Origin of the sequence: Pseudomonas cichorii (genome assembly GCF_019719005.1) — a bacterium.
Classification (GTDB): Bacteria; Pseudomonadota; Gammaproteobacteria; order Pseudomonadales; family Pseudomonadaceae; genus Aquipseudomonas; species Aquipseudomonas cichorii_E.
Map to the genome: position 1 here is coordinate 67,392 of NZ_JAIGPJ010000010.1, position 21,074 is coordinate 88,465.

Sequence of the window (21,074 nt, forward strand, 5' to 3'; positions counted from 1 at the left end):
GGATTTATCCGGGAAGGCGGTGCAGGTGATTGTTCGCGAATGAATTCGCTCCTGCGCGGTATGTGCAGGAGCGGACCCGGATCAGTTGCGGGTGTAGATGAGCTTGTGTCTGCCCCAATCGCAGGAACCGACGACTTTCTGATCCTTCACCTCTTCTGTCGGGATGATTGTCAGGGTGTAGGATTTGACATTGAGCGACTGGAGTTTTGCGTCAATCTGCGCTTTCAGTTCTTCGCAATTTTTGCCCGCCGCCATGGTGGTTCCTGCAAAGCTCAGCAAGGCCGCTACCAATAGAAACTTCTTCATCAATGACACTCCCTCGTGTTGACAAATTCCAGGCACTCCAAAATGAAGCGCGCAATGGCAACTGCCACGCAGTGATGCGCGGCAGCGGTCTCTATCTGTAGCGGAATTTATGGCAAACGGCCAGTTAAAAGCTTCAGGACCTGTCAGCTATCGGCAATGCGAAAGCCCACTTTGAGGGTGACCTGATAGTGCGCAACCTTGCCGTTTTCGATGTGCCCGCGGGTTTCGGTCACTTCGAACCACTCCAGGTACTGAAGGCTCTTGCCGGCTTCTGCAATCGCATTGTTGATGGCGTCTTCAATACTGGTGGTAGACGAGCCAACCAGCTCGATCTTCTTGTAGGTACGGTGATCACTCATGGCAGTTCTCCTTGGTAGCCTTCAGAGGCGCAGCAATGGCGGCGCTTAAAGGTTCTGTCAGGAAAAGGCAGAGAAAAGTTCAGCACTTTGCACAAATACCATCGCACTTTCCAAAAAGCCTGGAGTCGGAAACAACACACCTACTCACCACAGCAGGAGAAATACCATGGCTAGCAATTCACTTCGTAAAGCCTCGTTGCAAAGCATGGAAGCGGAGATCGAGAGCCTTCTCAAGTCTTTGGAAAGCCTCAAAGGTGATGCTTCCGAGGAATCGCGCAAGACGCTGAAAAGCCTCAAGGCCAATGCTGAAAATGCGTTGAGCCATTCGCGTCATCTGCTCAGCGATCTCTACGAGGACGTGAAGGTCAAGACTCGTGAAAACGCAATTGCCACGCGTGACTATGCCCAGGAACATCCCTGGACGACCGCGGGTGTTGCAGTCGGGGCTATAGGCCTGCTTGCTGCCTACCTGTTGATCAAACGCGGCGAATGATCATTTTCTGATCGGCTCGATGGAGCGCTCCAGCTCGTTTTTCAACCATTGAGCCAACTGCTGCGCCCGACCGTCTGCAGCGCGTCGGGGCACCCAGAGTGCAAGTCGTGCCGGGGTTTCGCTGAAACCCCAGGGTGCCGCCAGGCGCCCGGCCCGCAGGTCATCCGTGACCAGCGGCTCGGGCGCAATGGCAATGCCCAGTCCTGCCACTGCTGCCTCCAGCAAATAATACAAATGCTCGAAACCCTGACCGTAACGCAGCGCCTGCGGATCGATCCCGTTGTGCTGCGCCCAGCTTGGCCATGCTTGCGGGCGTGATGTGGTCTGCAACAGCGACTCGCTCAATAGCGCCTTGGCAGGTGCTTGTCGCAATGCTTCAAAACGTGTGAAGCGCGGGCTCATTACCGGGCCGATACGTTCGCTGGCCAGCTCGAAAACCTGCATGTCTGCCGGCCATGGCGGCTCGGCAAAGACCAGCAATGCATCCAGACCAGGCCTGCGCGGGTCCAGATCGCCCTCGCCTGCCGAAAGGTGCAAGCGCAGGTCCGGCAACTCGGCATTCAGACGCCCCAGTCGCGGGATAAACCAGCGCGCCAGCAGGCTGCCGGAGCAGCCCAGCACGAACGGAGCATCCGCGCTGCCCTGGCTCAGCTCGGCGCATACATCGCGCAGGCGGTCGAAAGCCTCACCGCTGACATCGCGCAAACGTACACCTGCATCTGTGAGTTTCAGGCCGCGCCCGTCTTTGCTGAACAGGCTGACGCCCAAGTGTTCCTCCAGCGTTTTCAACTGGCGGCTGACCGCGCCGTGGGTCACGTGCAGCTGTTCCGCTGCCTGACTGACGCTGCCCAGGCGGGCGGTGGCTTCGAAAGCGCGCAAGGCATTGAGGGGAGGAAGGTCGCGGCTCATGGTATCTGTGAGTTTTCCTGACAGGTTGCGGCGATCTTATCGGTTTTCATCCGGGCGTGCGCTGGTTAAAGTGAGCCCATTGCCGATCCGGCTCAACCCATTCGCCCAAGACTGCAACTGGAGCCCCCATGACCCAGACCAACTATCGCAGCGGCCCTGATGCCAACGGCCTGTTCGGCTCATTTGGTGGCCGCTACGTGGCTGAAACCCTCATGCCGCTGGTGCTTGACCTGAACCGCGAGTACGAAGCCGCCAAGGCCGACCCTGAGTTCGCCGAGCAACTGGCCTACTTCCAGCGCGACTATGTCGGCCGCCCGAACCCGCTGTATTTCGCCGAGCGCCTGACCGAGGCCTGCGGTGGCGCCAAGATCTACTTCAAGCGTGAAGAGCTGAACCACACCGGCGCGCACAAGATCAACAACTGCATCGGCCAGATCCTGCTGGCCAAGCGCATGGGCAAGAAGCGTCTGATCGCGGAAACCGGCGCAGGCATGCACGGCGTTGCCACGGCCACAGTCGCCGCCCGCTTCGGCCTGCCTTGCGTGATCTACATGGGCGCAACCGACATCGAGCGTCAGCAGGCCAACGTGTTCCGCATGAAGCTTCTAGGGGCCGAGATCGTGCCTGTCACTTCCGGCACCGGCACCCTGAAAGACGCCATGAACGAAGCCCTGCGCGACTGGGTGACCAACGTCGAAGACACTTTCTACCTGATCGGCACCGTGGCGGGTCCACACCCGTATCCGGCGATGGTCCGTGACTTCCAGTCCATCATCGGCAAGGAAACCAAGGCCCAGATGCACGAGAAGGAAGGACGTCTGCCGGACAGTCTGGTGGCTTGCGTGGGCGGTGGTTCCAACGCCATGGGCCTGTTCCATCCGTTCCTCGATGATGCCAGCGTGCAAATCATTGGCGTCGAGGCCGGTGGTCACGGCATCGGCACCGACAAGCACGCAGCCAGCCTCAACGGCGGGGTTCCCGGCGTATTGCACGGCAACCGCACTTACCTGCTGCAGAACGAAGACGGCCAGATCGCTGATGCTCACTCGATTTCCGCCGGCCTGGACTACCCGGGCATCGGTCCCGAGCACGCTTACCTGCATGAAGTGAAGCGCGCCGAGTACGTCAACATCACCGACGAAGAGGCCTTGCAGGCTTTCCATCAATGCTGCCGACTCGAAGGCATCATTCCGGCACTGGAAACCGCCCACGCCCTGGCTGAAGCCATCAAGCGTGCCCCTACCCTGAGCAGTGACCATCTGATGGTCGTGTGCTTCTCCGGTCGCGGTGACAAAGACATGCAAACCGTAATGAGCCACATGGCCGCTGCTGAACAGAACCAGGAGAAGTCGGTATGAGCCGTCTTGAGCAACGTTTCGCCCAGCTGAAAACCGAAGGCCGTGCGGCACTGGTGACTTTCATCACCGCTGGCGATCCTGGCTATGACACTTCCCTGAAAGTCCTCAAAGGGCTGCCAGCGGCTGGCGCCGACGTGATCGAGCTGGGCATGCCCTTCACCGATCCGATGGCCGACGGTGTCGCGATTCAACTGGCGACCCTGCGTGCCCTGGACGCTGGCCAGACCCTGCTGAAAACCCTGCAGATGGTCAGCGAGTTCCGTGTCGAAGACCAGACCACGCCTATCGTGCTGATGGGTTACTACAACCCGATTCATCGCTTTGGTGTGGACGCTTTTGTTGCGGCTGCCAAGGATGCCGGTGTGGACGGGCTGATCATCGTCGACCTGCCGCCCGAGCACGACGCCGAGCTGGCTACGCCTGCCCAGGCGTCGGGTATCGATTTCATTCGCCTGACCACGCCAACCACCGATGACGCGCGTCTGCCACGTGTACTGGAGCGCAGCTCAGGTTTCGTCTATTACGTGTCCGTGGCTGGTGTGACCGGTGCCGGTTCGGCCACCACCGAGCACGTCACCGAAGCCATTGCACGCCTGCGTCGCCATACCAGCCTGCCGATCAGTGTCGGTTTCGGCATCCGTACGCCGGAACAGGCCGCCGCTATCGCGCGTCTGGCCGATGGCGTGGTGGTCGGTTCTGCACTGGTGGACAAGATCGCTAAGGCCAAATCGTCTGACGAAGCTGTAGATGGCGTCTTGAGCCTGTGTGCTGCCCTTGCCGATGGCGTACGCAATGCCCGTAATGGCTGAAGATGAAATTTCTGCTGCACAGAGGCTCTTGATCGCAGCGGGCACAGGCATCGTCTACGCTATTCTCGATCGCGTACTGAATTGATTCAGTAACACATGCGAAACGGGCTGCCTGCTGGTGACGGCAGCCCTTCAGGGGCATCAATCAGGGCTTGATATGCCTGAAATTCTTTTTCATGGAACTATCTGCCGTGACGTCTAAATTAGGCGCTCACCGTAGAAAAGGACCCTGAAAATGCTTGTCTTGAACAAGGAAGTTGGCCACTCGCTACAACGTGACAAGTTTGCAAATGTTCTAGGCAGCGATTTTAGTCTGTACGGTCATTTCGCCGATTTCATCCGGCTCACCAAGAGCTGGGAGAACATGGAGGAAGACAAGTACTACGGGCAGGCCGATTCAGGCATGCGGTTTCGCCGCTATAGCGACTTTGAATACAACCCAGTCACTCGCGACCTGCGCCAACTCGAGCATCGAGCTTATGTCCAGTCCACCGAACATAACCGCTACGTTGGCGGCATGGAGCGGCATTTTCAGGACTTTTCCGAAGAAGTCATCGCTTCGCCGGTCGTGCGCAGCCTTATAGACCTGGATTTCGAAGTCTATAAGCACGTTCTTCCGCCAGAGCTGCACAACAAGGTCTGGCAATGCCAGATCCATCAGATCCGTATCGAGATCAAACCGGGCAAGACGCTGGAAATCACGCCCGAAGGCATCCATTGCGATGGTTATCCTTTCAGCGGCGTGCATTTCTGGGGCAAGCAGAACGTCGAGGGCGCCCAGAGCCGGCTGTACAACACCCAGGAAGAACAACTGGCGGCACTCACCTACGATGAAGTGCTGGACACCACGTTCTTCCTGGACCGGGAAATGCGCCATTACGTAACGCCTGCGAGCAATCGCGACCCGCACAAAATGGCCTATCGTCAGATCATGGCTATTTCATTTTCCTTGCCGGGGACGCCTTTTGACATTGTTCGCTGAAAATCTCGAACCCGCAGAAATAGCCCTTCTCAAGCGAGCGACTTATCAGGATGCCGCGTTGCTGGAGAGCTTCTTCCGCTCTTTCAAAGAAGTCGCGTTCTGCCAGTGGCAGGACACCAAATGCCTGCAGCGGATCCTGACCCGCGAAACCACCATCGCCTATCTGGCAAAGGATGCCAAAGGTGATGTCGTTGGTGCGGTTATAGGTGGGGTGCTGGGGACTCGCGGGACCATCAATCATCTGGCGGTCAGCCCCGAGTATCGTGGCCAGGGCGTCGGGCAGTGTCTGGTGGATGCTGCCACCGCAGATATGAAACGCCTCAACGTGAGACGCATGTTCCTGTTCGTCGACGGCGACAATCTGGTGGGGCGCAATTTCTGGAATAGCCTGGGTTTTCATGAGCCCAAAGGCGAAATCACTTGCGAGAAAGACCTTTGAGCAAGCTATCGATCGATCAAACCATGCCGGTTCCCAAGCAGAAATCCAGTGCATTCGCCGAAGCCAGCCCGGTCGTGGCCGGCTACTTTGCCGTGGCCTTCGTGTTCGGGCTCATGGCGATCAACGCAGGCTTTCCGCTCTGGCTGCCGGTCGCGATGTGTCTGTTCGTGTATGCCGGTGCTTCGCAGTTCGCCGCCCTGGCGCTGATGAGCGCGGGAGCTTCGCTGCCGACCATCATCCTCACGACGTTCCTGATCAATGCCCGGCACATGCTGATGTCGGTGTACATGGCCAAGGCCTTGCGCACCCTGAAGCTGAGTCGCCTGGAGCGCTTCTGCTATGGCGCGCAACTGACCGACGAGTCGTTTGCCTTCCATAGTGTGCGGCTCGGCAAGGACAAGCCGGTTACGGCCCGCTACCTGATCGGTTTCAACCTCTATTGCCACACCGCGTGGGTGGCCGGTGGCCTGATCGGTGCCCTGTGCGCGCAATATGCGGCTCATCTGGTGAGCTACAAACTCGACTACGCCCTGAGCGCCATGATGCTGTATGTGCTGGTTTCGCTGTGCGATACCCGCAAGAAGCTCATTGCGGCACTGGTGGCCGTGGTTGCCATGGGCGGGCTCAGCCTGCTGGGCGATTCTGCCTTTAACGTATTTATCGCCACACTTCTGGGTTGCGGAGCCGGACTATGCCTGAACAAACGTTCCTGATTCTGGCGGTGGCGGCGATGGTCGCCGTCACGCTGTTGCCACGCACACTGCCGTTGCAGGTCAATACCGAACACTGGCCGGACTTTATCGCCAAGGCGCTGGAGTACCTGCCTGTGGCAATCGTTGCCGCCATTACCGTAACGCCGCTGCTGATCAAGAACCAGCAACTGCAACTGGATCGTCCCGAGTTTCTTGCCGCGATCCCTACGTTGTTATGCGCATACCTGAGCAGGAATCTGTTTCTCAGTGTGGCGCTGGGTGTGGCGGCCTACATTGCTATCAGCGCTGTCCTGTAATGCTGTGTGGACCACGTAATTCAGGGCTTGGCATGACAGGCTCGAATTGTTCACCACCAGATGCACTTCCAGCGAGTCTTCGAAGCCGGGCACGATGGTCAGGCCGCTGTGTTCGGCAACGCTTCTGGAAACCAGGCCAATGCCGTCCAGCTGCCTGATCAGGGAGAGCGTCAGCGTTTCGCTGCCCGAGTACACAATGCTGGGCGGCTTGCCTTTCTTGGGCGTGCCACCGGCAATGAAGCGCTGGAAGCTGTCGGAGTACGGGCAACTGCTGCTGGGACGAACCTGGAGCTTTTCGTTGAGCGAAGACAGCGGCGTATCTTTCGGCCCGCAATGCACGCCCACCACCTGGACTTGCACGAAGGGCAGCAGAACGCTGGGTCTGATGGATTGCGGCCCGATCAGCACGGCCATGTCGAAGCTCTCGTGATTGAGCTTGCTCAGGTTCTCCACCGACTCGGCGTAGCTGAACTCCAGCTGGCAATCGTCGAAGGCCTCGATCATGCGCGCCACGATGCAGCGGTTGACCTCACTCGACAAGGTGCTGTTGAGCGCAACCCGCAGGATCCGCGAGGACGACACATTGAGCGCGGCAACCTTGTTGTCCAGTTGCCGGGAAGCTTCCAGCACCTGTTCCATGTAGGGTTCAAGTTCCTGACCCGCACTGGTCAGGGTCAGGCCCTTGTTGGAGCGCTTGAAAAGCTTGAAGCCAAACTGCGCTTCGACCTTGTTCAACTGCGCGGCCAAGGCCTGGACACTGAGGCAGCAGAGTTCGGAAGCTGCGGTCAGGGAGCCGCACTGGGCGACTTGCATGAGATTTTTCAGAGTGCGAATGTCCATGTGATGACATCTCCACGGGATAGCGCTATTGGATTCAAACATTACCGACAAACCACTGCTGAAGCCATTTGCATGAAGTGGAAGTCACCCTTCCATGACCTGGAACATCTTCACTGCTTATAGCGGAGCAGGTTATACACAGCCCCGTGTCTCCATGAGCATGCGGTTCAGGCCTTGAATATGGAGACATCAAGAGGCCGGATTTCTCCCATCCAGATGGCGTGTTCGGTGTGATCCTTGAGCTCATCGCCCGTCAACGGGTGCAAAAAGACCACCAGATTGTTTCGGTTGCGCGCCAGCCACAACACCACATCGGCAAACTGCGAGTGCCCGAACGCCAACTGGCAGCTCCAGTCCGGATGCGGCCCTACCAGCCGTTCGTGAACCCTTCCCATCTGCACATCAAACTTCGCCGTGGCGGCTTCGCACAAGGCCCGCGCCTGCCCGATGGTCTGTGCATCGAAATAAATGTGGGCGTGATAGCCCTGGACATCCTGCATTACCAAGTCCTCCCTGAGTCAAGATTGCTCCCAGTTATCCACAGATAAGGCTCAAACCGCAATCGATGGTAGCGATTTGCCAGTTAATGAATCGCCACTGAGAGCCTGTTCACTGGCCAGCCAGTCGACAAACTGCTGCACCACCTGCAGGCGTCGCTTGCGTTGGGGCAAGACCACGTAATAGCCACAGGCGGAAATCGCCGTAGCTGCGATGGGACGGCACAACAGGCCCTGATCCAGCAGGTCATCCACCAGATGCCGCCAGCCAATGGCAACGCCCTGCCCGGCGATGGCGGCCTGGATCAGCAGTGTGTAATTGTCGAAGCGCAGTTGGCCTGGCGCCGGTGCCTGGGGAATATTGAGTGCCCGGAATACACCCGCCCAGTCGAACCAGTTGTTGCTGCCTTCACCGCGTAAATGCAGCAGCGCAAACTCGCGCAGAGCTTCATTGGGCAAAGGGGTTGTCCGAGTGGCAAGCAGTTTCGGGCTGCACACCGGAAACACCTCTTCGCTGAACAGCCAGCGGCTTTCACCCTGCTTGAAGCGCCCGTCCCCGAACAGCACCGCCACATCGATATCCGCGCTGAGCATGCTGTGGCTGCGCTCGCTGGTCACCAGGCTGACGTCCACATCCGGGTGGTGCTTGTGAAAACGATGCAGACGCGGCATCAGCCAATAGGCCGCAAATGCAAAGTCAGTCGCGACCTGCAGCACCTCGTTCTGATGTTGCTCGGTAATGGCAACCAGGCCGCTGTCCATGGCCTGCAACCCGCTCTGCACATGGCTGAACAGGATTTCTCCGGCCTCGGTCAGCTCGATCCCGCGATAGACCCGGTCGAACAGGCGGGTCGCCAATTGTTCTTCCAGGCGCTTTATCTGCTGGCTGATCGCAGGTTGTGTCGTGCCCAGTTCCATGGCCGCCGCCGTGAAGCTGCGCAGGCGGGCCGCTGCTTCAAAGGCACGCAGCAGATCCAGAGACATGTCACCGAGGGTTTCAAACATAAGCTGTGCTTATCCTAGGCATTGTTTTGTGTGGGCTTTACCGTAAAATCGGAGATCTTCATCCTCGAATACAGCACTTTCGCATAACTGCTGACAATGGGATGCCGAGATTACATGAAGCGCAAAAATATTCTGTTCATCATGGCCGATCAAATGGCCGCGCCAATGTTGCCGTTCTACGCACCCTCTCCCATAAAAATGCCCCACCTGAGTCGCCTGGCCACCGAAGGCGTGGTGTTCGATTCCGCTTACTGCAACAGCCCGTTGTGTGCGCCTTCGCGTTTTACTCTGGTCAGCGGCCAGCTCCCGAGCCGGATCGGTGCCTATGACAACGCCGCGGATTTTCCGGCGGACATCCCGACTTATGCTCATTACCTGCGCGGCCTGGGCTACAGGACCGCGCTGTCGGGCAAGATGCATTTCTGCGGCCCGGACCAGTTGCACGGCTACGAAGAGCGGCTGACCAGCGACATCTATCCGGCCGATTATGGCTGGGCGGTGAACTGGGACGAGCCTGACGTTCGTCCAAGCTGGTACCACAACATGTCCTCGGTGCTACAGGCCGGACCGTGCGTGCGCACCAACCAGCTGGATTTCGATGAAGAAGTTGTCTTCAAGGCCCGCCAGTACCTGTTCGATCATGTTCGCGAGGATGGTGACGCGCCGTTTTGCCTGACGGTTTCCATGACCCATCCTCACGACCCGTACACCATTCCCAAGCGCTATTGGGATCTGTACCGCGACGAAGACATTCCGCTGCCCGTGGCCCACGCCGATCAGGATGAACTGGACCCGCACTCGCAACGTTTGCTCAAGGTGTATGACCTGTGGGACAAGCCGTTGCCTGTGGACAAGATCCGCGATGCCCGCCGTGCCTACTTCGGTGCTTGCAGCTATATCGACGACAACGTCGGTAAACTGCTGCAAACCCTCGAAGAAACGGGCTTGGCCGAAGACACCATCATCGTGTTCTCGGGCGATCACGGCGACATGCTGGGCGAGCGTGGCCTCTGGTACAAAATGCACTGGTTCGAGATGTCGGCGCGTGTGCCGCTGCTGGTTTACGCGCCGGGTCACTTCAAGGCGGGCCGCGTCAGCGCTTCGGTGTCCACCGCCGATCTGCTGCCGACCTTCGTCGATCTGGCTGAAGGCCAACTGGACAGTGGCCTGCCACTGGACGGACGTTCTCTGTTGCCGCACCTGCAAGGCGAAGGCGGCCACGACGAGGTATTCGGCGAATACATGGCCGAAGGCACCACCAGCCCCTTGATGATGATTCGTCGGGGCGCCTACAAATTCATCTACTCGGAACAGGACCCGTGCCTATTGTTCGATGTAGACAACGATCCAAAGGAACAGGAAGAACTGAGCCAATCGCCCGTTCATCAACAGCTGTTCAATGATTTTCTGGCCGAAGCTCGCGCCAAATGGGACATACCGGCGATACACCACCAGGTGCTCGCCAGCCAGCGTCGTCGGCGTTTCGTCGCCAGCACACTGGCCATCGGCAAGCTGAAGAGTTGGGATCACCAGCCACTGGTCGACGCCAGTCAGCAGTACATGCGCAACCACATTGATCTGGACGATCTGGAGCGCAAGGCACGTTATCCACAACCTTAAACCCTGCCATCACCGAGAAAACCAAAAGGGTCACATCCATGAATAAGTTATCCACAGCACTGGCAGTCGGTGTCATGACGTTCGGCAGCCTCACGGCGCATGCCGCTGACCAGAGTTGCAGCACGGTAAGAATGGCCGACCCTGGCTGGAGCGACATTGCCGCCACCAACGCCATTACCGGGTTGCTGCTCGATGGCCTGGGTTACAAGGCCAAGGTCGATACATTGGCAGTGCCGATTGCCTTCGGCGGCCTCAAGGACGGTCAGCTGGATGTGTTTCTGGGTAACTGGATGCCGGCGCAACAAGGCTTTTACGACAAGTTCGTGGCCACCGGCGACGTGACCCAACTGGCCAAGAACCTGCAAGGCACCGAATTCACCCTGGCCGTGCCCGACTACGTCTGGGAAGCCGGTGTGCATGACTTCGCCGACCTGAACACATTCGCCGACAAGTTCAGCAAGAAAATCTACGGCATCGGCTCTGGCGCGCCGGCCAACCTGTCGTTGCAGGAAATCATCAAGAAAAACGAATTCGAGCTGGGCGACTGGAAACTGGTGGAGTCCAGCGAACAGGCCATGCTGGCCGAAGTGAACCGCAACGTGAAAAGGAAAGCCTTCGTCGTCTTCCTGGGCTGGACACCGCACCCCATGAACGTGCAGATCAAAGGCATGCGCTACCTCAAGGGCGGCGAGAAATACTTCGGCGACACCGGCGCAGTCTACACCCTGACCCGCAAGGGCTACGCCGAGGCCTGCCCGAATGTAGGCAAACTGCTGACGAACCTGAGTTTCACCCTGGAAATGGAAAACAGCATCATGGCCGAGGTGGCGAACAAGAAAGTCAGCAATGCCGAGGCTGCCAAAGCCTGGGTCAAAGCCAACCCGGCTGTCCTCGACAAATGGCTCGACGGCGTGAAGACCATCGATGACAAGGATGGATTGGCGGCAGTAAAAGCCAAGCTGTAAAGCCCGCTTCAGAACGCGGTCATCGAGCTATCCAATTGAGTGCGCAAGTGCCTGCGCACTCAATTTATCGGTCAAATATGTTGCTGAATGTATGGCCGTTAACGCTCGCCCCAGCCAATCCCGGGCCGGGTTTTCCCTAGGCCGATCGGCCTCTTTTCATGTGCCCCGACGACCGTCGATCCAATAAATTGCGACGCAATTGCGCTGGACATTCCATTGGGGCATGCACTTCCGAGTTTCCCCTTGCCAGGCTGGAGGCGACGTTCTAGCCACTTTGGGAGGCAATAGGGACAACTTTTTTGTGTCGCTATTAGATACGAAACCTCATTTGGTTATGCCGATTCGGCATGAGGTAGTCGTTTATGGCATTAGACGTACCTGTGTGCCATGGGAATAGTTGCGCCTTTTTTCGCCTGTCATAGAGCATGAACGCTCGTTTGCAGGGACCTTTTCTGGGTGTTTCCGGTTTCGACACTGCCTCTGTAAAAAGCAGTTTCAGCATGTCGGTTATGGATATGTCCAGCCACTAAAAACAAGGGTAAATGAATGAAGAAGGCAAAGCTGAGTCTGGCCTGGCAGATTCTGATTGGACTGGTACTGGGGATTGCCCTCGGTGCGTTGCTCAACCACTTCAGTGCCGAGAAGGCCTGGTGGATCAGTAATGTCCTGCAACCAGCAGGCGATATCTTCATTCGTCTTATCAAAATGATCGTGATCCCGATCGTGATTGCCTCGCTGATCGTCGGTATTGCCGGTGTGGGCGACGCGAAGAAGCTGGGTCGCATCGGTCTCAAGACCATCATTTACTTCGAAGTCGTCACCACCATCGCAATCCTTGTCGGTCTGGTTCTGGCCAACGTGTTCCAGCCGGGCGCGGGTATCGACATGAGCACCCTGGGCACGGTCGATATCTCGAAGTATCAGCAGACCACGGCTGAGGTTCAGCACGATCACGCATTCATCGCGACGATCCTCAACCTTATCCCTTCCAACATCTTTGCTGCCATGGCGCGTGGCGAAATGTTGCCGATCATCTTCTTCTCGGTGCTGTTCGGTCTGGGCCTTTCCAGCCTGCAAGCCGAAGTACGTGATCCGCTGGTGAAGATGTTCCAGGGCGTCTCGGAAACCATGTTCAAAGTCACCCACATGATCATGAACTACGCCCCTATCGGCGTATTCGCTCTGATCTCGGTGACCGTCGCCAACTTCGGTTTTGCGTCCCTGTTGCCGCTGGCCAAGCTGGTGATCCTGGTCTACGTGGCCATCGCTTTCTTTGCCTTCGTGGTGCTGGGCCTGATTGCCCGTATGTTCGGCTTCTCGATCATGAAGCTGATCCGCATCTTCAAGGACGAGCTGATCCTGGCTTACTCCACCGCCAGTTCCGAAACGGTCCTGCCGCGTGTGATCCAGAAGATGGAAGCCTACGGCGCTCCTAAAGCCATTTGCAGCTTCGTGGTACCGACCGGCTATTCGTTCAACCTCGACGGTTCGACCCTGTACCAGAGCATCGCGGCCATCTTCATTGCCCAGTTGTACGGCATCGACCTGTCGGTCGGCGCGCAGATGATGCTGGTGCTGACCCTGATGGTCACCTCCAAAGGCATCGCGGGCGTTCCTGGTGTGTCGTTCGTGGTTCTGCTGGCCACTCTGGGCAGCGCGGGTATCCCGCTGGAAGGCCTGGCATTCATCGCCGGTGTCGACCGCATCATGGACATGGCGCGTACCGCACTGAACGTGATCGGTAACGCCTTGGCGGTACTGGTTATCGCCCGTTGGGAAGGCATGTACGACGAAGCCAAAGGTCAGCGCTACTGGAATTCCCTGCCGCACTGGCGCAGCAAGGACCCGGTTCCTGCTGCCGCTCCCCTCGCTGACTGATCGCTGATCGGTTGCACCGACAAACCCCGGACTTTCCGGGGTTTGTCGTATCTGCTGCTCCCGATTGTTATCATCGCCGCATCTTGTGAGGGACATATCCGATGCTCAATGGCTTGTGGCTTGGTTTTTTTGTCGTTGCGTGCGTATCTGCCATGGGGCAATGGCTGATTGGGGGCAACGCCGGTATTTTTGCCGCGATGGTCGAAAGCATCTTTGCGATGGCCAAGCTGTCGGTCGAAGTAATGGTGCTGCTGTTCGGCACGCTCACGCTCTGGCTGGGCTTTCTGCGCATTGCTGAAAAGGCCGGGATTGTCGACTGGCTGGCCAAGGTGCTGGGCCCGCTGTTTCTGCGCCTGATGCCGGAAGTGCCGCCGGGCCATCCCGCACTGGGCCTGATTACCCTCAACTTCGCTGCCAACGCTCTGGGCCTGGATAACGCTGCTACGCCTATCGGGCTCAAAGCGATGCGTTCGCTGCAAGAGCTCAACCCCAGCCAGACTGCCGCCAGTAATGCGCAGATCCTGTTTCTGGTGCTCAACGCCTCGTCCCTGACGCTGCTGCCGGTGACGATTTTCATGTACCGCGCCCAGCAAGGCGCGCCGGACCCGACGCTGGTATTCCTGCCGATCCTGCTGGCCACCAGCGTATCGACCATCGTGGGCCTGCTGTCGGTGGCGTTCATGCAGCGCCTGCGTTTGTGGGACCCGGTGGTGCTGGCTTATCTGATTCCGGGCGCGCTGTTGCTCGGTGGCTTCATGGCTTTCCTGGGAACGCTGTCGGCGGCGGCACTGGCCGGCCTGTCATCGATCCTCGGCAACCTCACGCTGTTCGGCCTGATCATGCTGTTCATGATCATTGGCGCGCTGCGCAAGGTGCAGGTCTATGAGGCCTTTGTCGAAGGTGCCAAAGAAGGGTTCGACGTTGCCAAGAATCTGCTGCCCTATCTGGTGGCGATGTTGTGTGCGGTGGGGGTGCTGCGGGCTTCCGGTGCGCTGGACTTCGGTCTTGAAGGCATCCGCCATCTGGTTGAATGGCTGGGCTGGGACACGCGTTTCGTCGATGCCCTGCCGACCGCCATGGTCAAGCCTTTCTCCGGCAGTGCTGCGCGGGCCTTGTTGATCGAAACCATGCAGACCCAGGGCGTGGACAGCTTTGCCGCGCTAGCCGCCGCCACGATTCAGGGCAGTACCGAAACCACCTTCTACGTGCTGGCGGTGTATTTCGGTGCGGTGGGCATCCAGCGGGTCCGGCATGCGGTGGGCTGCGCCCTGCTGGCTGAGTTCTCGGGTGTCGTCGCTGCCATTCTGGTCTGCTACTGGTTCTTCGGCGCGACCGCGACCTGATTCGTCACTGGGCAGCCGGCGCTTCGGGCGCTGGCTCTGACGCGGGTTTCTCAGGTTCCGGTTCGCTTTTCTGCTCTGGGCCCGGCTCAGGCTTTTCATCATCGCCGCCCGGTTTGAGCTTGATCAGCCTGCCTGTCGGCTTGGTGACGGCCGGTTGATCGGTATCGGTGACTTCAAAGCGCAGCACCCCGATCATTTGCCCGTCCTCGGTGAGCACCCTGATCTGCCAGCGCCCGACCACGTCCTTCGGGAAGTTCTGCTTGTGGGTCCAGGCACGATAACCTTCCTTGCGCCCGCCATGGATATCCAGCGCGATGCGCTCCACTTCCTGGCCGTCACGTCGCCAGACATGGTAGATGCGTTCTTCAAGACCACGCGGGGCATTGATGGCGGTGTAGGCGTACAAGCCGTCGCGGCGTAGCTGCGTGGCGCTTATCTGCTTGATGCTCTCGCCCGGTGTGCGGTTCTTGTTGTCGAAGTCGGTGCTGATGGCGACTTCGGTCAGCCACAAGGTTGCTGGCGGCACCCAGGAGCGCAGCAGCCAGCCCGCGCTGCCCACCGCCAGCGTCACGGCGATGACCGCCACGCCGCGTCGCCAGGTATTGATCGGGAAGCTGGAGGCCAGGCTGGGGAATGACAGCAGCATGGCGATGCCCAGTGCCAGTTTGTAACTTTGCGAAGTGGTCAGGTTGAGAATGATGGGCAGCGCCGTGAGCAATGCCGCGAACAGCGTCAGGGTATGCAGGGCCATGAACAGCCAGCGGCGTGGCGCCAGCCATTTGTAGTACAGCGGATCGATGATCGAGATCAGGCCTGCGGCCCCCAGCAAGGCCGTGAACACCAGTTGCCCGCTGTTCCAGGTGGTGGTGACGAAAAAGAACGGCAGCACGAAAAACAGGCTTTCCTGGTGGATCAGTTGCGTACCGTAACGCAGCAGGCCTTGAGGTATTTCCCGACCGAACTTCTTGCTGAACAGCCGCACCACGCTGTTTTCGATCATCAGCCACAGCCAGCTGATCAGCATGACAACCGCGATCCAGGTCGCCAGACCCGCCTGACGGTCTACCAGAATGAAACTGGCGATCCCGGAGATGAAACCACCTGCCGCAATCACCCCCGGATAGCGTCGTATCAATCCCAGGGTGCGGGTTACGTAGGAGTTCCAGTCAGGCATCTTGGCAATTCACTTTCATCGGTTTTAAAACCCCGGCAGCATATCAATGCCAAGGTGCGTGTAAAGACCGTTCCTTACAGATGGTGGGAGGGGCCTTGGCCGCGACGGGTGATTGAAGGTGTCGAAGCGAATTCACTTGCGAATACGCCTGCGCACCCGCCAGAACACCAGCAACCCGATCACCCCGACAGCCACCGCAGCCAGCCCATACAAATCGTCATAGCTCAGCAATGATTTCTCGACCCGCCAGTAACCTGGCTTGGCCAGCAACTGGCGCATGGCGTGGTTGGCAGTGTCCAGGCTCACGGCCTTGATACGTTTGACCGGGTCGACAAAGCGCCCGTTTTCATAGTCATTGAGCGCTCCCCAGTAATAATCGGCCAGCGCACTGTTACCCTGCACTGCCCACGCCTGTCTGGCGATGGCGGCCTGTTGCAGGCGAGCGAAGGTGGCTGGTTGCATACCTTCCTTGTTCAGGCGCTTGACCAGGTTGCGGATGCTTTGTTCGGCCTCATTGATGTCATCGCGCTCAAGGTCGGCGTTGAGGCTCATGAAGCCGACATCTCCGAACACTTCGCGATCTGCCGAAGGCCCATAGGACAGGCCGTGCTTGAGGCGCAATTCTGTGTAGAGCGCCCAGTCCAGATAGGCCTCGACCAGTTCCCAGGTTTCGTCGTGCTGTTTTTCGAGCTGCGGCTCGGGGAAGGTCAGGTGCAAACGTGCGCCCTCGCCCAGCAGGCCGCGTATGAGAGTGCTGGAAGCCTGGGCCGTGCCATTGCTTTCGGCCAGCGGCGGATGCTCGATAGGATCGGTCGGGTTGAGCTGCCCGTAAGTGCGCTCCAGATAGCCGGGCAGCAACCGGTCGAGGTCGCCGACCATGATCAGCGTCATGTTATTGGGTGCGTACCAGCTCGCGAAAACATCCTCGACCTGCTTGAGGGTGATGTCATCCACCTGCGGCCGCTCGGCACATTTGAGGCCCAGTTCCATCGCCAGTTGATTGCTGGCACCGGTGCCGGACTCGCGACGATCGAGCAGGCGTTGCAGATGGGAAAAGTGGCCGCCGTCTTCGCGCTCGACGATGCGCTTGACCTCATCGAAGCGGCTTTGCAGCAGTTCCGTGTTGGTCAGGACCTCCAGCAAGAGATCGAGAATCTTGCGCTGATTGCTGGCCGGTGCCTCGATCACGAATGTGGTGTCGGTGTTGCTGGTGAATGCATTCCACTCGCCACCCAAGGCCTGCATGCGCTCTTCAAGGCCGCCTTCGCCGCTGTCGTCGATGCCGCTGAACAGCAAGTGCTCCAGCAGATGCGGCAGTTCCTTGTCCTGGCAGGCGAAGTCATCGAAGCCGATACCGACCACCAGCCGAATCGCGACATGACCCTTTTCATAACCCGGTTTGAGCAGCACTTGCAGGCCGTTGGGCAACAGATAGCCCTCGACCTGAAGACGATCAAGGGCCAGCGAAGGGAGAGAACTCAGAAGCAGACAAGCGAACAGCAGGCAACGCATAAAGCAGCTTTCCTTGCGGGCCGGTATGTTTAACAGACTTCGCGCTGCCTGGGACGTTCACACCGATTGCTCTTGAATGCTCTCGCTCGACAAGGCTCCGGTATCGGCGGTCCCCAGCACGGCATAGGCGCTGCTGCAGAATAGCGAGTTCAAGCGTTTCATGTCAGCGATGAGCTCAAGATGCAGCGAGCTGGTTTCGATACTCTGCACGACCTTGCGTTGCAGGCGGCTGACGTGAGCATGGGCCAGACGCCGTTCCAGTGCCCTGAAGCGGCGCTTTTCCCTGAGCAACTGGCGGGCGCTCTCTTCGTCCGAGCTGAGAAACACCGACAGGCCAAGACGCAGGTTGGACTGCAACTGGACATGCAGGTCGGCCAGTTCTTCCAGGCCGACTTCCGAGAACGAGCGGCGCTGGGAGGTCTTCTGCTGCTGGATCTTGCGCAGCATGCGCTCGATCAGGTCGCTGGCCAGTTCCAGGTTGATGGTCAGCTCGATGATTTCTGCCCAGCGACGGTTATCGTGCTCGCCCAGTTCTTCACGAGGCATCTGTGCCAGATACAGCTTGATGGCGTTGTAGAGCGCTTCCACATCGTCGCTCAGGCGGCGAACTTCCTGGGTGACGGCCGTTTGCGTGCCGCGCAGCACGGCGAGCATCGAGCCCAGCATGCTCTCGATCAGGTCGCCCATGCGCAAGGTTTCACGTACGGCATTGGCCAGTGCCAGGCTGGGTGTCGACAAGGCGGCGAGGTCCAGATGCCTGGCTTTGGCCGGGCCGTTGGCTTCGGCCTGATAGGGCAGCAATGCGGCGCACAGGCGCGCCATCGGACCAACGGTGGGTAGCATCAGCAGGCAACGTGCGGTGTTGTAGATCAGGTGAAAACCGATCACCAGTTCCTGAGGGCTGAAGCCCAGGGAAGAAAGCCAGTGCACCAGTGGGTCGAGCACCGGAATGATCAGCAGCAGGCCCAGCAGCTTGTAAAGCAGGCTGCCCAGCGCCACTTGCCGACCGGCGACGTTTTGCATGCTGGTGCTGAGAAAGGCCAGCAGCCCGCTGCCGATGTTGGCGCCGATCACCAGACCGATTGCGACAGGCAGGCCAATCACATCGGCACCTGCCAGCGTGGCGGTCAGCAAGACTGCTGCGAGGCTGGAATAGGAAATCAGCGCGAACAGGGCACCGACCAGGGCATCGAGCATCAGGTCGCCGGTCAGTGAAGCGAACAGCACTTTTACCCCGGAAGCCTGAGTAATGGGCGTGGTCGCACTGACGATCAGTTGCAATGCCAGCACGATCAGGCCCAAACCGATGGCAACCCGGCCCAGCTGGCCGGCGCGTGTCTGCTTGCGGGACAGAAAGAAAATCACGCCCAGGAAAATCAGCAGCGGTGAAAGCCACGACAGGTCCAGGGTCAGCACGCGGGACATCAGCGCCGTCCCCACATCGGCACCCAGCATGATCGCCAGCGCCGGTGTCAGGGTCATCAGGCCCTGGCCCACGAACGACGTCACCAGCATGGCGGTGGCGTTGCTGCTCTGCACCATGGCGGTCACCAGAATGCCTGCGACAAACGCGAGAGGCCGTTTGGACATGTTCTGGCTGAGGACGCGGCGCAGTTGGGCGCCATACACACGAAGGATTCCGGTGCGCACGATATGCGTGCCCCAGATCAGCAGGGCCACGGCGGATAACAAATCGAGCAGGGTCAGCATACTGAAAGCCCCCTGAGACGTGCCCCATTCAGGGCAAAGGATTGAAGGTGCAGCGTGTAGCGAGCGGAAGTTTTTTATGACGCTCTACTAAAGCTTGTAGTCGGCCTTTGGCCTTGGCGCCAGCATCGCATAGGCACGGGGCTATTGAAATAAAACTGTCATAAATCAATGCAAACCGGTCGGAGCACCTGGTATGTGCTCCGACCGGATTCAGCCGCTTCGCAAAGATCAGTTGCCCATGTAACGAGCGACAATTTTTTCGCCGGTAATGCTCATGGCGGTCGCGACGATTTTCCCGTCGGTCTGCCTGATCAGGCTGTAGCTTTCATTCCCGGAATATTCCCACCAGCCCGAATTTCCATAAGAGACATCCGCAGTGCCATCCAGAAAGTAGCGTGCCAATGCGATATTGCCCATGTTACCGAACAGCACAATACCGTCGCCGTCGATGACAAGATCCTTGAGGACCAATTTGTGACCACTGGTGCCCAGCTTCACCTCTAGAGGGTTGCCGTCGTTGAAAGCAGGGTCCCAGGCACCATCGGTGGTCAGGCCCATCAGCACGCCGAGCCAGGTTTTCGGGTTGTCGGAAGGAGGTTTGTTAGCGCCAACAACAAGGGCATTATTGCCATGAGTGGCGATTGCCGTGATATGTCCCCCCTCCAGCCCTTCGATGAGCAAGTATCCGGCGGAGCCGAAAGTCCGATCAAGCTCGCCATCCGGCAGATAGCGGGCGACATATCCCCGATGGCCCTGCACATTCTCCATCTGGCCAGCCAGCAGGATACTTCCGTCCTGTTGAACCTGATGCCGGTCCACGATGTTTCTTGGGGGTTTCGGATACAGATAGCCCTGATTTGCGAACGTCTTGTCCAGTGAACCGTCAGCATTCAGCCGCCCGAGCACACTGAACGAGGTAGTAAAGTTGTCTCTCACGGGCTCGATGACACCAGAGAAGACGATTTTCCCGTCCGGCAAGGGCGTGACTCTGAAACTGAAGTATTCATGGAGTGTATCGGGCGGTCCGCCCGATGGCTGTGCATTGTCAGGCTCGGGCACTTTCGGAGGCGGAAAATCGAAGAAAACGACGCCGTCTTCACCAAATCCTGTATCGATTTCACCGGTAACAAGATGTCGCGCAAGTGAGGGTTTTGCTTCGCTAAACGGTGCCTCCCGATAATAGCCGGAGATCAGAATCTTGCCGTCCGGGGTATAAGCCGTTACCCCGGCGGACGATGTTTTTTGGGGCTTGAACTGACCCGTGACCATGCCGTTCTGGCCGAATTGCGGAACGGGCTGGCCGTCCTCCGTCAGTCTGGCAATGGCGTATGAATCGCCTTCTGGGGCCGTGTGCGCCCGACCCGCAACAATGATGCCTCCGTCGGGCCCGAGTGCGGGTCCTCCGATAGAAAATGTGCCGTAAACGTCATTGGCAAAGGTAAAAATGCCGCTGTTACCAAACGAAGGGTCCAGACTGCCAGTGGAGCGAGAATTGGAAGTGTCCATATCAAGGTATCTCCTTTTAGGTTTATCTGGACGCAATCACACTCGTATCTGGCTGGCAATAAACAAAATGTGTAGCCGCCCATTGCGATACAGCATGCAATAAGGTCAAGGACCCGGCTACTGACAGAAACAACAGGTGGGAAGTGCAGAGGGAGGACTGAAAGTCCCTGGGGCTTGCCCGTTCAGGGCTGCGGATTGACGTTGCAGTGTGTCGCGAGTTGACCCTGGAGCCAGCATTGCGTGGGCATGAGGCAGACTGATGGAGCGATGGCAGGCTATGAAAGCGAATCGCAGACAGCCGGAGGGGGGGGGGGGGGGGGGGGAAGGGGGGGAAAGGCTGTTGTAGAGATGGGCAACAAT

Annotated in this window: 21 protein-coding genes; 11 read left to right on the plus strand and 10 right to left on the minus strand. The window is 58.5% G+C overall.

Going from position 1 to position 21,074, the window contains the following annotated elements; all coding sequences use genetic code 11:
• Positions 1-81: 81 nt before the first annotated feature.
• Both K5D32_RS10205 and K5D32_RS10210 read right to left on the minus strand, forming a co-directional pair.
• Positions 82-306 carry a DUF1161 domain-containing protein gene (locus K5D32_RS10205; RefSeq protein WP_221575349.1) on the minus strand — a complete coding sequence of 75 codons (225 nt, stop codon included), beginning with the start codon at positions 304-306 and terminating at the stop codon, positions 82-84.
• Between the two features lie 143 nt (positions 307-449).
• On the minus strand, positions 450-665 hold the full coding sequence (locus K5D32_RS10210; RefSeq protein WP_221575350.1) for a dodecin: 216 nt from the start codon (positions 663-665) through the stop codon (positions 450-452).
• 166 nt (positions 666-831) lie between these two features.
• On the opposite strand from K5D32_RS10210, the gene K5D32_RS10215 reads away from it, so the two are divergent.
• Positions 832-1,158 carry a YqjD family protein gene (locus K5D32_RS10215; RefSeq protein ID WP_025257845.1) on the plus strand — a complete coding sequence of 109 codons (327 nt, stop codon included), beginning with the start codon at positions 832-834 and terminating at the stop codon, positions 1,156-1,158.
• Here the strand turns inward: K5D32_RS10215 and K5D32_RS10220 are convergent, their stop codons facing one another.
• Positions 1,159-2,067 (minus strand): LysR family transcriptional regulator, encoded by a 909-nt coding sequence (locus K5D32_RS10220; RefSeq protein ID WP_221600157.1) that lies wholly within the window; start codon positions 2,065-2,067, stop codon positions 1,159-1,161.
• A gap of 128 nt (positions 2,068-2,195) precedes the next feature.
• On the opposite strand from K5D32_RS10220, the gene trpB reads away from it, so the two are divergent.
• The 6 genes from trpB to K5D32_RS10250 all read left to right on the plus strand — a co-directional run bounded on the left by trpB (position 2,196) and on the right by K5D32_RS10250 (position 6,664).
• Positions 2,196-3,425, plus strand: a complete 1,230-nt coding sequence (gene trpB, locus K5D32_RS10225) for a tryptophan synthase subunit beta (protein ID WP_221600159.1) — start codon at positions 2,196-2,198, stop codon at positions 3,423-3,425.
• Positions 3,422-4,234: a tryptophan synthase subunit alpha gene (gene trpA, locus K5D32_RS10230; protein WP_221600161.1), complete on the plus strand. Its 813-nt coding sequence runs from the start codon at positions 3,422-3,424 to the stop codon at positions 4,232-4,234. Before trpB ends, trpA begins: the two co-directional genes overlap by 4 nt.
• 235 nt (positions 4,235-4,469) lie before the next feature.
• On the plus strand, positions 4,470-5,216 hold the full coding sequence (locus K5D32_RS10235; RefSeq protein WP_221575354.1) for a 2OG-Fe dioxygenase family protein: 747 nt from the start codon (positions 4,470-4,472) through the stop codon (positions 5,214-5,216).
• A 61-nt stretch (positions 5,217-5,277) separates the two neighbouring features.
• Positions 5,278-5,655 (plus strand): N-acetyltransferase, encoded by a 378-nt coding sequence (locus tag K5D32_RS10240; protein ID WP_221575507.1) that lies wholly within the window; start codon positions 5,278-5,280, stop codon positions 5,653-5,655.
• Positions 5,656-5,678: 23 nt separating this feature from the next.
• The gene (locus K5D32_RS10245; protein WP_221575508.1) at positions 5,679-6,368 is read left to right on the plus strand and encodes an AzlC family ABC transporter permease; all 690 of its coding nucleotides are present in this window, start codon (positions 5,679-5,681) and stop codon (positions 6,366-6,368) included.
• On the plus strand, positions 6,347-6,664 hold the full coding sequence (locus tag K5D32_RS10250) for an AzlD domain-containing protein (RefSeq protein ID WP_074569063.1): 318 nt from the start codon (positions 6,347-6,349) through the stop codon (positions 6,662-6,664). The genes K5D32_RS10245 and K5D32_RS10250 overlap by 22 nt, the downstream gene beginning before the upstream one ends.
• On the opposite strand, the gene K5D32_RS10255 is transcribed toward K5D32_RS10250, so the two are convergent.
• The 3 genes from K5D32_RS10255 to K5D32_RS10265 all read right to left on the minus strand — a co-directional run bounded on the left by K5D32_RS10255 (position 6,581) and on the right by K5D32_RS10265 (position 9,006).
• A complete protein-coding gene (locus K5D32_RS10255) occupies positions 6,581-7,504 on the minus strand; it encodes a LysR family transcriptional regulator (RefSeq protein WP_221575355.1) in 924 nt (307 codons plus the stop codon). The genes K5D32_RS10250 and K5D32_RS10255 overlap by 84 nt on opposite strands.
• 167 nt (positions 7,505-7,671) lie before the next feature.
• The gene (locus tag K5D32_RS10260; RefSeq protein ID WP_221575356.1) at positions 7,672-8,004 is read right to left on the minus strand and encodes a DOPA 4,5-dioxygenase family protein; all 333 of its coding nucleotides are present in this window, start codon (positions 8,002-8,004) and stop codon (positions 7,672-7,674) included.
• A gap of 51 nt (positions 8,005-8,055) precedes the next feature.
• Positions 8,056-9,006: a choline sulfate utilization transcriptional regulator gene (locus K5D32_RS10265; RefSeq protein ID WP_221575357.1), complete on the minus strand. Its 951-nt coding sequence runs from the start codon at positions 9,004-9,006 to the stop codon at positions 8,056-8,058.
• Between the two features lie 114 nt (positions 9,007-9,120).
• On the opposite strand from K5D32_RS10265, the gene betC reads away from it, so the two are divergent.
• The 4 genes from betC to K5D32_RS10285 all read left to right on the plus strand — a co-directional run bounded on the left by betC (position 9,121) and on the right by K5D32_RS10285 (position 14,812).
• Positions 9,121-10,626, plus strand: coding sequence for a choline-sulfatase (gene betC / locus K5D32_RS10270; protein WP_221600163.1), 1,506 nt, complete (start codon positions 9,121-9,123; stop codon positions 10,624-10,626).
• A 38-nt stretch (positions 10,627-10,664) separates the two neighbouring features.
• Positions 10,665-11,591 (plus strand): choline ABC transporter substrate-binding protein, encoded by a 927-nt coding sequence (gene choX / locus K5D32_RS10275; protein WP_221600165.1) that lies wholly within the window; start codon positions 10,665-10,667, stop codon positions 11,589-11,591.
• A 546-nt stretch (positions 11,592-12,137) separates the two neighbouring features.
• Entirely contained in the window at positions 12,138-13,469 is a 1,332-nt protein-coding gene (gene gltP, locus K5D32_RS10280) for a glutamate/aspartate:proton symporter GltP (protein WP_221600167.1), read from the plus strand.
• 101 nt (positions 13,470-13,570) lie between these two features.
• A complete protein-coding gene (locus K5D32_RS10285) occupies positions 13,571-14,812 on the plus strand; it encodes a nucleoside recognition domain-containing protein (RefSeq protein ID WP_025257865.1) in 1,242 nt (413 codons plus the stop codon).
• A gap of 4 nt (positions 14,813-14,816) precedes the next feature.
• On the opposite strand, the gene K5D32_RS10290 is transcribed toward K5D32_RS10285, so the two are convergent.
• The 4 genes from K5D32_RS10290 to K5D32_RS10305 all read right to left on the minus strand — a co-directional run bounded on the left by K5D32_RS10290 (position 14,817) and on the right by K5D32_RS10305 (position 20,714).
• A complete protein-coding gene (locus tag K5D32_RS10290) occupies positions 14,817-15,986 on the minus strand; it encodes a DUF5924 family protein (RefSeq protein ID WP_221600169.1) in 1,170 nt (389 codons plus the stop codon).
• A gap of 132 nt (positions 15,987-16,118) precedes the next feature.
• Positions 16,119-17,498: a pitrilysin family protein gene (locus tag K5D32_RS10295; RefSeq protein ID WP_221575362.1), complete on the minus strand. Its 1,380-nt coding sequence runs from the start codon at positions 17,496-17,498 to the stop codon at positions 16,119-16,121.
• Positions 17,499-17,555: 57 nt separating this feature from the next.
• Positions 17,556-19,208 carry a Na/Pi cotransporter family protein gene (locus K5D32_RS10300; RefSeq protein WP_221600171.1) on the minus strand — a complete coding sequence of 551 codons (1,653 nt, stop codon included), beginning with the start codon at positions 19,206-19,208 and terminating at the stop codon, positions 17,556-17,558.
• A 228-nt stretch (positions 19,209-19,436) separates the two neighbouring features.
• Complete coding sequence (locus K5D32_RS10305; RefSeq protein WP_221600173.1) at positions 19,437-20,714, minus strand: hypothetical protein; 1,278 nt, start codon at positions 20,712-20,714, stop codon at positions 19,437-19,439.
• Between the last annotated feature and the right edge of the window lie 360 nt (positions 20,715-21,074).